General features: G+C 69.4%; 12 protein-coding genes. 8 read left to right on the top strand and 4 right to left on the bottom strand.

Features of this window, described 5'->3' with window-relative positions; translation table 11 throughout:
• The first annotated feature begins 21 nt into the window (after positions 1-21).
• Positions 22-1,080, top strand: a complete 1,059-nt coding sequence (locus OG975_RS45345) for a LacI family DNA-binding transcriptional regulator (protein ID WP_406335587.1) — start codon at positions 22-24, stop codon at positions 1,078-1,080.
• 31 nt (positions 1,081-1,111) lie between these two features.
• Here OG975_RS45345 and OG975_RS45350 read toward each other — a convergent pair whose 3' ends face one another.
• Complete coding sequence (locus OG975_RS45350; protein WP_406335589.1) at positions 1,112-3,157, bottom strand: SpoIIE family protein phosphatase; 2,046 nt, start codon at positions 3,155-3,157, stop codon at positions 1,112-1,114.
• 211 nt (positions 3,158-3,368) lie between these two features.
• Between OG975_RS45350 and OG975_RS45355 the strand changes: the two genes are divergently transcribed.
• Positions 3,369-4,133 carry a YqjF family protein gene (locus OG975_RS45355; RefSeq protein WP_406335590.1) on the top strand — a complete coding sequence of 255 codons (765 nt, stop codon included), beginning with the start codon at positions 3,369-3,371 and terminating at the stop codon, positions 4,131-4,133.
• A gap of 7 nt (positions 4,134-4,140) precedes the next feature.
• Here the strand turns inward: OG975_RS45355 and OG975_RS45360 are convergent, their stop codons facing one another.
• A complete protein-coding gene (locus tag OG975_RS45360; RefSeq protein WP_406335592.1) occupies positions 4,141-5,349 on the bottom strand; it encodes a PP2C family protein-serine/threonine phosphatase in 1,209 nt (402 codons plus the stop codon).
• Between the two features lie 71 nt (positions 5,350-5,420).
• On the bottom strand, positions 5,421-5,876 hold the full coding sequence (locus tag OG975_RS45365) for a hypothetical protein (protein WP_406335594.1): 456 nt from the start codon (positions 5,874-5,876) through the stop codon (positions 5,421-5,423).
• Between the two features lie 161 nt (positions 5,877-6,037).
• On the opposite strand from OG975_RS45365, the gene OG975_RS45370 reads away from it, so the two are divergent.
• On the top strand, positions 6,038-7,915 hold the full coding sequence (locus tag OG975_RS45370; protein ID WP_406336745.1) for a glycoside hydrolase family 15 protein: 1,878 nt from the start codon (positions 6,038-6,040) through the stop codon (positions 7,913-7,915).
• An 18-nt stretch (positions 7,916-7,933) separates the two neighbouring features.
• Here OG975_RS45370 and OG975_RS45375 read toward each other — a convergent pair whose 3' ends face one another.
• On the bottom strand, positions 7,934-8,728 hold the full coding sequence (locus OG975_RS45375; protein WP_406336746.1) for a maleylpyruvate isomerase family mycothiol-dependent enzyme: 795 nt from the start codon (positions 8,726-8,728) through the stop codon (positions 7,934-7,936).
• Between the two features lie 190 nt (positions 8,729-8,918).
• Between OG975_RS45375 and OG975_RS45380 the strand changes: the two genes are divergently transcribed.
• The 5 genes from OG975_RS45380 (at position 8,919) to OG975_RS45400 (ending at position 12,765) form a co-directional block, all read left to right on the top strand.
• Entirely contained in the window at positions 8,919-9,662 is a 744-nt protein-coding gene (locus OG975_RS45380; protein ID WP_406335595.1) for a TetR/AcrR family transcriptional regulator, read from the top strand.
• Positions 9,663-9,755: 93 nt separating this feature from the next.
• Positions 9,756-10,073 carry a hypothetical protein gene (locus OG975_RS45385; RefSeq protein WP_406335596.1) on the top strand — a complete coding sequence of 106 codons (318 nt, stop codon included), beginning with the start codon at positions 9,756-9,758 and terminating at the stop codon, positions 10,071-10,073.
• A gap of 10 nt (positions 10,074-10,083) precedes the next feature.
• On the top strand, positions 10,084-11,208 hold the full coding sequence (locus tag OG975_RS45390) for a M14 family metallopeptidase (protein WP_406335597.1): 1,125 nt from the start codon (positions 10,084-10,086) through the stop codon (positions 11,206-11,208).
• Between the two features lie 253 nt (positions 11,209-11,461).
• Positions 11,462-12,247: a calcium-binding protein gene (locus OG975_RS45395; RefSeq protein WP_406335599.1), complete on the top strand. Its 786-nt coding sequence runs from the start codon at positions 11,462-11,464 to the stop codon at positions 12,245-12,247.
• A 65-nt stretch (positions 12,248-12,312) separates the two neighbouring features.
• Complete coding sequence (locus OG975_RS45400) at positions 12,313-12,765, top strand: flavodoxin family protein (RefSeq protein ID WP_406335600.1); 453 nt, start codon at positions 12,313-12,315, stop codon at positions 12,763-12,765.
• Positions 12,766-12,804: the final 39 nt, after the last annotated feature.

A 12,804-nucleotide genomic window follows, 5' to 3' on the forward strand; every position in this document is an offset into this window, starting at 1 on the left:
CGGAAAGTCATCGGAACAGCCATGGGACACCCCTATACGATCCGGGAGATCGCCCGTCAGGCCGGCTTGAGCGAGGCGACGGTCGACCGGGTCCTCAACAGCCGCGGCGGTGTGCGCGAGAGCACCGTCCTGGAAGTGCACCAGGCGATCAAGGACCTGGACCGGCAGCGCGCCCAGGTGCGCATCGGCGGCCGTACCTTCATGATCGACATCGTCATGCAGACACCGCGGCGGTTCTCGTCCGCGGTGCGCGACGCGCTGGAGGCCGAACTGCCGTCCCTGCACCCGGCGGTCGTGCGCTCACGTTTCCATTTCCGCGAGACGGCCCCGGTGCCGGAGCTGGTGAAGGACCTGGACAAGATCGCCAAACGGGGCTCGCAGGGAGTGATCCTCAAGGCTCCCGACGTCCCCGAGGTCACTGCCGCGGTCGGACGGCTGACGGCGGCCGGCATCCCGGTCGTCACCCTCGTCACCGACCTGCCCAGCAGCCCGCGTGCGGCGTACGTCGGCATCGACAACCGGGCCGCCGGAGCCACGGCGGCATACCTGATCCGGCAGTGGCTCGGCGAGAGGCCCGGTCATGTGCTCGTCACCATCAGCCGGGGCTCCTTCCGCGGAGAGGAGGAACGCGAAATGGGTTTCCGCGGTGCCATGCGCACTGCTCGGCCCGCGCGCCCTCTGGTCGAGGTCACCGACAGCGACGGACTCGACGCCACCCAGCGCGACCTCGTCCTGGAAGCCCTCGAGCGCGATCCCGAGATCAACGCCGTCTACTCCATCGGCGGGGGCAACACCGCGACCATCGACGCCTTCGACGCGCTGGGCCGGGAGGTCCTGGCCTTCGTCGCACACGACCTGGACCACGACAACACCCGGCTGCTGGGGGAGGGCCGGCTGTCCGCGGTGCTCCACCACGACCTGCGGCAGGACATGCGCCGCGCCTGCCAGACCATCATGCGCGCCCACAAGGCCCTGCCGGACGAAGGGCCGTTCCTCCCGTCGGCGATCCAGGTGGTGACGCCGTACAACATGCCACCAGGGCTGGGGGCCGCCCCGCCGGGCGTCGCGGGCGAGAAGTAGGTCCGTTCGGCCCACCGGCCCCGGTGGCCGCTCAGGTACGCGTGCGTACCAGCAGGAGGGCGACGTCGTCGTCGGGCTCGGGGCGCAGCGCGCTGAGCAGCATGTCGCTGGTCCTCTCCAGGGAGTAGTGCGTGCTCTGCAGCAGCCGCATCATGGTCTCCAGCCCCGTGTCGATGGGCTCGGTACGGCTCTCGACCAGCCCGTCCGTGTACAGGGCGAGCAGGGAACCCGCGGGGAGCTCCTGCTCCATGGTCCCGAAGTCCACGCCGCCGACACCGAGGGGCACACCGCCGGGGATGTCGAGGAGGTCCGCACGGCCGTCGGGGCGGATCATGACGGGCGGGAGGTGGCCGGCGCTGGACAGCTCGCAGGTGCCGCGGCGAGGGTCACACACCGCGTAGACGCACGTGGCGATCGTGTCACCGAGCGACCCCGCGATGTCGTCGAGGTGGCCCAACAGCTCGGCAGGGGGCGGATCGAGACGCGCCAGAGCACGGGTGGCGGTGCTCAACTGCCCCATGATCGCGGCGGCTTGGACGCCCTTGCCCATCACGTCGCCCACGATCAGACCGGTGCGTCCCCGGCTCAGGGGCAGCACGTCGTACCAGTCCCCGCCGACCTCGCTCAGGGCCGGCAGGTATCGGGCGGCGATGTCGAGGCCTTCGTGGTCCACGGGGGCAGGGGGCAACAGGCTGCGCTGGAGGGTCAGGGCCGCGGAGCGTTCGCGTCCGTAGAGGCGGGCGTTGTCGACGCAGATCGCCGCGCGTGCGGCGAGTTCCGAGGCGAGGATGCGGTCCTGCTCGTCGAACGAGCGGGAGTTGATGGTGCGGTAGAGACTGAGCGTGCCGAGCACTTCGCCCCGGGCCATCAGCGGGACGGCCAGGTAGGAGTGGACGCCTGCCAGCCGCAGGGTCTGCGCCGCGTGGGAGTCCCGGGCGATGCGCCGCATCATGGCCGAGTCCACCTGTTCGACGAGGATCGGCCTGGCTTCCCGGACACACTGGGTGATGATCCGCGTCGAGCTGTAGGTGGCCAGTTCGCCGACCGGGTCCGCGGCGTGAATGGCGTCCGTCAGGTAACCGGCCGCCACGGCCAGCGCCCTGAACTCGGCATGGGCCTCACCGGTGATCGCGGCGGTGGTGCCGTGGGCGACCACCGCCTCCAGTACGTCGACGGCCGCCAGGTCCGCCAGCTGCGGTACCGCCACGTCGGCCAGTTCCCGCGCGGTCTGCTGAAGATCCAGCGTGGTGCCGATCCGCACACCGGCGTCCGCGATCACGGACAGGCGCTCACGCGCCTCGGAGACCTCGGCCGCCGCGTGCTGCCGCTCGGAGACGTCGATGACGGCCATCGCCAGCCCGAGCACCCGGCCCTCGGCGTCCTCGATGCGGTGGTACGACTCCGAGAACGCATGCTCCTCGCTGTCGGTCGCCGTCCGGCCGACGGTCTGCTGGTCCAGCAGGGGTTTGCCGCTGGCCAGGACGAGGCGCATGCGCGACTCGATGGCCTCCACGTCCAGATGCGGCAGCACTTCCCCGACACGGCGCCCCAGGACCGCCTCCTCGGGCAGACCGTTGATCCGCTCCAGCGCCGGATTGACGCTCACCCACCGCAGATCGTTGTCGAAGACCGCGATGCCCAGCGGTGTCTGACGGAACAGGCTGTGGGACAGGGCCAGATCCCGCTCCACCCGGCGTACGGTCGTGGCGTCCGCCGCCAGGCCCAGCAGATGGGCCCGCCCGTCCCGGGCGCGCAGCCGCATGGTGCGAAACTCCACCGGGCGTTCCGTGCCGTCCTTGTGCTGGAGGGGGAAGACCCCCGCCCATCGGGCTCCCGACCGCACCTGCGCGAACAGGTCGTGTGCCTGCTGACGGTTGTCGGGCGACACCAGCAGGTCGTCGGCCCTGTGGTCCAGGGCCTCCTCCGCCCGAAATCCGAGCAGCTGTTCGGCCTCCGGACTCCACAACACGATGCGTCCGTCGCCGTCGAGCACCACGGCCGCGACCTGCAACAGGTCGAGCAGCCCTCCCGGAGCCGCGGCGACCCCTTCGGCGTCCCCGGTCGTATACCCGTCCATACCAGCCGCTCCTTCTGGCGCGGCACCTGCACCGCCAGATCCACCCTACGGGTCCTCCGATTACGTCACAGCGCGCACCGGAGGGCAACACGGGCGGAGCGGTTCGGCTGACACGGAGCCGTTCCGGGCTCGCCACAGGTACCGACCGGGACTCCCTGAGGCTCGCGCCCCGGACGGAGGACGGCGGGCGCCGGTCTGGGATGCTGACGCGGTGCCGACCACACCGCGGATACCCGAGCCTGTCACCCCGGACGCGCCCACGGTGCTGAAGCGGCCATTGCTGACCCAGCAGTGGCTCGATCTCACCTTCATCCACTGGGCTGTCGACCCGGACAGCGTCGCGGGGCTCCTGCCGGACGGGACGGTCCCGGACGTGCTCGACGGGGTCACCTATGTCGGCCTGGTCGCCTTCCGGATGCACCGGGTCGGCTGGCTCCGCTCGCCGGGAGTGCCGTATCTGGGGACCTTCCCGGAGACGAACGTACGCCTGTACTCGGTGGACGCGCACGGTCGGCGCGGCGTGGTGTTCCGGTCGATGGACGCGGCCCGGCTCGTACCCGTACTCATGGGACGGACCGCCTTCCGGCTTCCGTACCTGTGGTCCCGTATGGCCGTCCGTGCCGACGACGACGTCGTCACCTACACCAGCTCACGGCGTTGGCCCGGGCCGCGCGGCGCGTACAGCCGGATCGTCGTGCGGCGGGGCGAACCGGTGGTGGAGCCCACCGAGCTGGAGCACTTCCTGACCGCCCGGTGGGGCATGCACAACACCTTCTTCGGCGACACCGGGTATCTGCCGAACGAGCATCCGCGCTGGCCGCTGCACCGTGCGCGGCTGGTCGCGTGCGAGGAGAACGTCCTCGCGGCGGCCGGAGTGCCGGTGCCCCTCGGCGAGCCGGTGAGCGTCCTGTACTCGCCGGGTGTCCCGGTGCGGCTCGGCCGTCCGGCCCGGCCGGGCGGCATCCCGACCCCCTGAGCGCCGGTCAGTGTTCCACGGGTGAGGACGATCCGCTGGGGCGCAGCCGGTGGTGGGCGTCGACGGGGTGGGTGAAGTGCGGTCGGTGGAGGTGGTGGGAGGTGGTGCGTTCGATGACCAGGATCGCGGCGTCGTCGGCGGGTTGGCCGCCGACGTGGGCGAGCAGGTCGTCGTGGATGTGGCGGAGCAGGGTGTCGGGATGGGAGGAGGGGAAGGAGGCGACGCGCTCGGCCAGTGGGTAGAAGGCGCCGGTGGGTGAGCGGGCTTCGATGACGCCGTCGGTGTAGAGCAGCAGGATGTCGCCGGTTTCGAAGGTGAACGGGTCGGGGTGGTGGCTGGAGGCGGGCAGCTCGCACATGCCCAACGGGGGTACGGGGCGCCGCGCTTGCAGGACCGTGACCTCGTGATCGTGCAGCAGCAGGGGTGGAGGATGACCGCAGTTGATCATCTCGGCCTGCGGGCCCTGGTCGGGGATGTCGAGTACGAGCGCGGTGATGAAGTGTTCGCCGGGATCGTGCTCGGTATCGGCCACCTCGTCCAGGTCCCGGCACACGCTCACTTCGAGGGCAGCCGTGAGCGCCGGCAGGGTGGCGTACCGATGGGAGCCCTCACGGAACGCGCCCAGCACCACCGACGCCTCGCCGATGGAGGCCAGGCCCTTGCCCCGGACATCGCCGATGATCACCCGGGTCGAGGAGTGGGCGGCGCGGGCGATCGCGAACAGGTCGCCCCCGATGTGGGTCTCGTGCTCGGCGGCCAGATACAGCCAGGCCACGCGCAGCGGACCGATCCGGCGGGGTGGAGGCCGCAGCAGAACCCGCTGCGCCGTCTCGGCCACCGATCGGGCCCGGCTCAGCTCCCGAGCGCGCCGCTCCCGTACATGGCAGACGAACACCACCAGTGCGGAGAGCACCGTCAGGGCGATGACCTGCGCGATGTGGTTGGCCGTGGCCAGGCCACCGTGGAGCGCCGCGATGACCACCTGGGCGGTCACGGCCAGTACCCCGACCAGAGCGGTCAGCGCCGCCCCGGCGAGAGAAGCGGTGAGCGCGGGCGCGATGACCAGCAACGGGCCCAGATGGATGTCGCTGGGGGAGCGGATGTCCACCACAGTGATCACGACGATCAGCGCGAGCGGGATCGCCACCAGACCGCGGCCCGGCGGCTCCTCCACGAGGCGGTCCACTGACACGCGCCGGATACCCACATACCCCATTTTGCGCCTGTTCTCCGGGCGACTGCTCCTGCTGGACACGGGCACAAGGCGCCGCGACGACCCTCGGCGGGTCAGTTCCACAGGGGATAGCTGACCACTTGCTCGTATCCGTCAGGCCTGGCGTCGGTGTAGACCAGGGTCATCCGGGTGTAGTGCTGCAGTTCCGGGTGCTTCTTCCAGGGCTGCGGGTGGTCGAGCCGCACGGTGACCGGGTACGGGTGGAATCTGCCCGCCGCGCAGTAGGGCTCGCAGTCGTTCACGACGTTGACGCCCTCGGCCGTCGCCGCGTCCGGCAGCCACTGCGACCAGTGCAGCGAGACGAGGCGGCTGTTGCCGTCACCGCAGGCGAGGATGAAGTCGGTGGGGCGTACGTCCGGATGCCAGAAGCAGTCGACGAGCACGGAGGCGGCGGGCTGCTGTTTCACGGCCTGCGCGCCGGGAGGGGCGGCGGAGGCCGTTCCCATGACCGCGGCGAGCGACGCAGCCGCGCAGAGTCCCACCGTCGTTCTTGCTGTGTGTCTGCGCATGTCTGCTCCGTGCCGTTGCGACGCCGCCCGATCGCCCGCCCGATGGTCACTGTATTGACGCTACGGCCGTGTCGGGGGATGCACCACTCGTACGGAGTAACGTCGAGTGGTGGAACAGGGGGCGGCTCGGGCGACAGCCCAAGGAGGCCGACGTGGCTGACATGACTCCTGAGGCCGGAGCGAGGGACGGGGTGCGCCGCAGTCCTGGCGAGCCCTGGGGCGCCGGCGCACTCCGCTATCTGCCCATCGCCGAGCACGGCCTGATCGGCGATCTGCGCAGCGCGGCCCTGGTCGGTACGAACGGCACCATCGACTGGTACTGCTGTCCACGCTTCGACGCACCCAGCATCTTCGCCTCGATCCTCGACGCCGACCGAGGCGGATCCTTCGAACTCGCCGCCGACGTCCCCGCGCGCACGAAGCAGTTCTACTTCCCCGACACCAATGTGCTGATCACCCGCTTCTTCGCGGACGACGGAGTCGGCGAGATCCAGGACTTCATGCCGGTCGTCGACGACTCACGCGAGGCCGACCGGCACCGCCTGATCCGCCGCGTGGTGTGCGTCCGCGGAACGCTGCCCTTCCGCGCGCGCGTAGCCCCCCGCTTCGAGTACGGGACCGTCCCGCACACCGTGCACGTACAAGCCGGCCAGGCGGTCTTCGAGTCGTCCTCGCTCAGGCTCGCGCTGACGTCCACCGTGCCCATCGAGGTCGCGGGCCAGGACGTATGGTCGCTGTTCAAGCTGCACGAGGGCGAGTCCGCCGTCTTCACCATCGACCGGGTCGGCGGCGATGTGGCCCCCCGCTTCTGCGCGGTGGCCGAGGCCGAAAGGGAGTTCAACGCGACCGTCCGCTACTGGCGGCGGTGGCTGTCCCAGTCGCGTTACCGCGGCCGCTGGCGGGAGATGGTGCACCGCTCCGCCCTCACCCTGAAGCTGCTCACCTACGCGCCGACCGGCGCCATCATCGCCGCACCCACCACCAGCCTGCCCGAACAGATCGGCGGCGAGCGCAACTGGGACTACCGCTACGTGTGGATCCGCGACGCCGCGTTCTGCGTGTACGCGATGCTCAGACTCGGGTTCACCGACGAGGCGGAAGCCTTCATGGGCTTCCTGTCCGAGCACGTCCGGCTCACAGCGACCACCGGGACGCCCCAACCCAGCGGCCCCCTGCAGATCATGTACGGCATCGACGGAAGCCGTGACCTGCCCGAACGCGAACTGCCCCACCTGGAGGGCTATCGGTGCTCGGCACCCGTACGCGTCGGCAACGCCGCCGTCGGCCAGCTGCAGTTGGACATCTACGGGGCACTCGTCGACTCCCTCTACCTGTACGACAAGTGGGGCAAACCCATCTCCAGCGCGCACTGGGACAACATCAGCGAGCTCGTCGACTGGGTCTGCGACCACTGGGACCAGCCCGACGAGGGAGTCTGGGAGACCCGCGGAGGACGAAAGCCGTTCCTCTACTCACGGCTGATGTGCTGGGTGGCGATCGAACGCGCGATGCGGCTGGCCCAACACCGCGGCCTCCCAGCCGACATGGTGCACTGGGGGAAAACCCGGGACACCATCTACCGGCGGATCATGCGGCACGGCTGGTCCGACGAGCGGCACACCTTCGTCCAGTACGAGGACAGCGACATCCTCGACGCAGCACTGCTGATGATGCCGCTGGCGAAGTTCATCTCCCCGACCGACCCGAAATGGCTCGCCACACTGGACGCGCTGGGAGAGGACCTGGTGTCCGACTCGCTGGTCTACCGCTACGACCCGCAAGCCAGCCCCGACGGCCTCCAAGGCGAAGAAGGCACCTTCTCGATCTGCTCCTTCTGGTACGTCGAGGCACTGACCCGCGCGGGCCGACTCGACGAAGCCCGCCTCGCGTTCGAGAAGATGCTCACCTACGCCAACCACCTCGGCCTGTACGCGGAAGAGATCGGCCACACCGGCGAACAGCACGGAAACTTCCCCCAGGCATTCACCCATCTCGCCCTGATCAGCGCGGCCTTCAACCTCGACCGCATGCTCGGCTAGCAAGGGCGCTCAGGGCGCTCAGGGCGCCGTGAAGAGAGCCGGGAAGCGGGGAGCGAGCCAGGGCTTGCGCCCCCAGACGAGGATCCGGCCCCGGGCGATGGCGCTCCACTGGTCGCACCGGCCGAGTGCCATCAGGAGGAAGGTGACCGGCTCGATGAGGATGGTGCAGTCCGGCCGGGCCGGCGGCCGTGCGTCGACAGACACCGCGCCATCGCTGACCGTCACACCGAATTGGCCACCGCCCCACAGGCGGACCGAGTAGCAGGCGGTCAGCCCGGCCGTGCGGGCGGTGTTGGTCACCCGTGGCATGACCGTGATCAGGAACGGCAGGGTCAGCTTCACCCGGGCACGGTCGATCATGTGGGCACGCCCCAGGGCGCGGGCGAGATCGTAACCGTGGCCCAGCATGTGCGTGAGCAGGTACGAGCCCAGCACATCCAGGCTCATCGGGCCCAGCGGAGAGAAAACATCTTCCTCCGCGGCACCTTCCTTCTCGACACCTTCCTCCAACGCCTTCAGACAAGCGTCGGCCTGCGCCACGATCATCGCCGCCAACGGTTCAGCCCCACGCTCGGCGAACTCGGCGAGCGCCTGTTCATTGGCGGCGGCGAGGCTCTGCGGCGTCCCGTCCCCGTAGCTGCGTGCGTGTCCCGCCGCGATGTCGGCCATCAGCTCGTTGGCCAGCGCCAGATGCGCCGCCGCCTCGCCGACGCTCCACTCGGCCCCGGGTACCCGACGCTCCATGTCGGCGCCCCCGCGCAACAGCGCGGCAATCTCCTCAGCGGTACCGCGTATCGCCACCCGCCCAGCCACCGGTTCCACGCCGCTCCCATCCTCTTTCGGATCATCCGGCGTACAGAAGAGCAGGTAACGAGGGCAGCGACAAGCCCCTGCACGGCGGCACCCTCAGCCGCGCGTCAGTGGACACCCGGCGAGCGGAGACGGGATATTTAGTACAATTATCGATGAAATTTACTTTGTATCCCTACGTGGGAGTACGGACATGGTTGAGCGGGGCAGCCCGGAGAAACGGGGGCGCCTGAGCCGCCCGCTGGTGCTCGCCGCGGCCGTCGCCCTGGTCGACAGGGACGGGCTCGCGGCGCTGACCATGCGGCGGCTGGCCACCGACCTCGGCGTGGAGCCGATGGCCATCTACCGGTACACCGCCGGCAAGGAGGCACTGGTCGACGGCCTGGTCGAGGCCTTCTTCGCCGAGGTGAACGAACGGCTGCGCACCTCGGCCGGGGAGATCCGCTCCGACCGGGACGCCGAATCCGCCGGTCTGCTCTGGCGCGCCGAACTGCGCCGGATCGCACGTGCCTTCGCCTTCGTGGTGCACGCCCACCCCGAGATCCTGCCCGTGGTGGCCACCCGCCCGCTCAGCCTGCCGGTGGCCCGGCGCCCGGCACCGCTGCTCCAGCTCACGGAACACATCCTCGCCGTGCTGAGCCGGGCCGGCTTCGACGACGCCACCGTGCTGTCGATCTACCGCGCCTTCGTGGCGTGGAACCTCGGCTGTCTCCTGGTGGACAAGCGCCAGGTGGTCGACAACCCCGAGGAGCCGGACCTCATGCTGCGCCTGGGCCTGCACCGGCTGCCCGCCGCCGAGTACCCGCGCCTGCGCGCACTCGTCCCGCGACTGGCCGAGTACGACGACGAGCAAGAACTGATCGCAGGCCTCGACAGCCTGCTGAGCCGGATGCCCGAGGCGCCCCTTGACTCGTTCTACGGCGGAAGCGCACCCTGAGGATACGAGGTACACATCGGACATATCTATACGTCAGTATCGGCGTCGCCGGCGTCGCTGATGTGAGCCCACGGCGCCCGGAAGAAGGCCGCCATGTCCACCACTCGTTACGAGATTCTCCGTGTCCGCGTCACAGCCAAGGATGCCGAAACCCTGCGCACTCTCCTGCGCGAGGCCCGTCCCGACGTCGGGGGCCGCGCCCGTGAGGGCGACGACGGCAGCTTCAGCATCGAGGCCTACGTCTCCCCCGAGCAGGCCGCCGCCCTCGAACGCGAGGGCGTGTCGGTCACCACGATCGAGGACGCCGCAGCCACCGGACGCGCCCGCCAGGCCGAGGTCGGCGAGGGAGACCGGTTCGCCCCTCAGGACGCGGTTCCGCGCGGACTGGCCCTCAAGGTGAAGGACGCCTAGGAGAGACACCATGACGTACTTGAACACCACCGAGGTCGAGTCCGCCGTGACCAGCCTGGCCACCGCGTTCCCGTCCGCATGCGACATCATCGACCTGCCCAACGCCTCGTTCGAAGGCCGCAGCGGCCATGCCCTGCGGATCGGCACGGGCCCCGCCGGTACCAACGACTGCGTCGTACTGATCGGTGGTGTGCACGCCCGCGAATGGGGCAGCTGCGAGGTCCTCATCCACCTCGCCGCCGACCTGCTGGAGGCCTACAGCGGCGGTACGGGCCTCGTCTACGGCGGTACGAGCTTCACCTCCGACCAGGTGCGGAGCCTCCTGGACGACCTGGATCTCGTCGTCTTCCCGCTCGTCAACCCGGACGGCCGGCACTACAGCCAGAGGGTCGACCCGATGTGGCGAAAGAACCGCAACCCTGCCAACTCCGGCGGCGATCCCGCCTGCATCGGCGTCGACATCAACCGCAACTTCGACTTCCTCTTCGACTTCGCCACCGCCTTCGACCCGACCGCCGGGCCCCGGGTCTCGGGGGACCCGGGCGATGTCGAGGTGTACCAGGGCCCCAGCCCCTTCTCGGAGCCCGAGACCCGTAACGTCCGCTGGCTGCTGGACGAGTTCCCGCGGACCCGCTGGTTCGTCGACGTGCACAGCTACTCCGAGGACATGCTCTTCGTCTGGGGCGACGACGAGAACCAGTCCCTCGACCAGGCCAAGAACTTCCTCAACCCCGTCTTCGACGGTACGCGTGGAGTGGCCGGCGACCCGGCCTATGCGGAGTTCATCCCGCCGGGCGACGCCGATGCCGCCGCCGTGCTCGCCGAGCAGTTCTGCGCGGGACTGCGGGGCGTACGCGGCCGTGCCTACACCCCGATGTCCGCCTTCCACCTGTATCCGACCAGTGGAACCAGCGACGACTACGCGTACTCCCGCCACCTCGTCGACCCACAGAAGGGCAAGATCTTCGCCTTCACCATCGAGTGGGGCAAGAGCTTCCACCCGCCGTGGCCGGAGATGGAGCGCATCATCCTGGACACCGACGCCGGGCTCGCGCAGTTCTGCCTTACGGCTCTCCAGCAGCGGCAACGGATGGCGGCAACGGGTGTCGGTGCCGGCGCGAGCGCCGATCGCTGAGGCCGATCGAGAGCAACCGCGAGATCGGCGTACACCTACGAGGCACACGTACTACGTACACGGGTTCCTGCATGTCCGCGCTCAGAACCTGTCCGAGTCGGTTGCTGACACAGGTGATCGACGTACGCGCTCAATCGTCCTGTTCCTGCCAAGTGGCTGAAACGGCAGTTGAGAGAGCGGCGGATCACTACTATTCGTTCAGTTTCGACTCCTGCCCTGTTTTCGGGCGGACATCTCTTCTCTACGGGGACATATGTTCATACGTTCTGCCGTTGCGACCCTGTCGGGCGCGCTGGCCCTGTCCGCCCTGGCCGTGACGACCGCCGACGCCGACGCCGGTCAAGGGGACACTCAGGTCGTCCAGGTCCTCGTCAACAAGGGCAAGTCGGTCGTGGTCGGCGCCACCACGAAGAAGACGATCACGCTCAGCATCACCGCCAGGGACAACTCGGGGATCAAAGAAGCCTACGGATGGCTCTACCACGGCTCGTTCGACAATCCTGACGGCTCCGCGGGGCCCGGCTCCGACACTCCGCTGACCTGCACCCCTGTCCCCGGAAGCGTCACCGACTCCACCTGCACGGCCAGCATCACCATCGACCCCAACGCGGCCCTCATCAACGCCAACGCCGGTACTTGGCACGTCTGGACCTCGGTGGACGCCAACGACTTCGACTTCATCAACAAGGACAGCGCGGGCACCTTCCTGATGAAGCGTGCCGCCAAGCTGACCGCCGATGCCTCCCCCGAGCCGGTGGCCGCGGGCAAGGTCATCACCATCAAGGGCACCCTGAGCCGCGCCAACTGGGACAACCTCACCTACGGCGGCTACGTGGGGCAGTCGGCGAAGCTGCAGTTCCGGAAGGCCGGCACCACTACGTACAACACGGTGAAGACGGTCACCAGCGGTGCCGGAGGCGCTCTCAAGGCCACCGCGACCGCCTCCGTGGACGGCTACTGGCGCTGGAGCTTCGCCGGGACCGGCACGACCGGAGCGACCAACGCCGCCGGTGACTACGTCGACGTAACAGCGGGCTGACCTGGCAGCCGCCGCACACCGGCGCCGCTTGCGGTACGCAGGGGCGTGGCGGCAGGGTTCGGGGTGTGCCCACTTTGCTGATCGTGCATCACACGCCCTCGCCCAACTGTCAGGCGATGTTCGAAGCCGTCGTCTCCGGTGCGACGGCGCCGGAGATCGAGAACGTCCGGGTCGTGCGGAGGGCGGCACTGTCGGCCACCGCCTCGGACGTACTCGGCGCCGATGGCTATCTCCTCGGCACACCGGCGAACCTCGGCTATATGTCAGGCGCCCTCAAGCACTTCTTCGACCAGGTCTACTACCCCTGCCTGGACGAGACGCGCGGTCGGCCCTTCGGCTACTACGTGCACGGCGGGAACGACGTCACGGGGGCGGTGCGCGGCATCGAGTCGATCACGACAGGCCTCGGCTGGCGGCGCAACGCCGAGGCGGTGACGGTGACGGGTGAGCCCGGCAGGACCGATGTCGAGGCGTGCTGGGAACTGGGAGCGACGCTCGCCGCCCAGCTGATGGGCTGATCCGAGCGGCAGTTCACCGACCTCGGTGGGACGCACCGG

Source organism: Streptomyces sp. NBC_00203 (genome assembly GCF_045206325.1).
Taxonomy (GTDB): Bacteria; Actinomycetota; Actinomycetes; order Streptomycetales; family Streptomycetaceae; genus Streptomyces; species Streptomyces lutosisoli.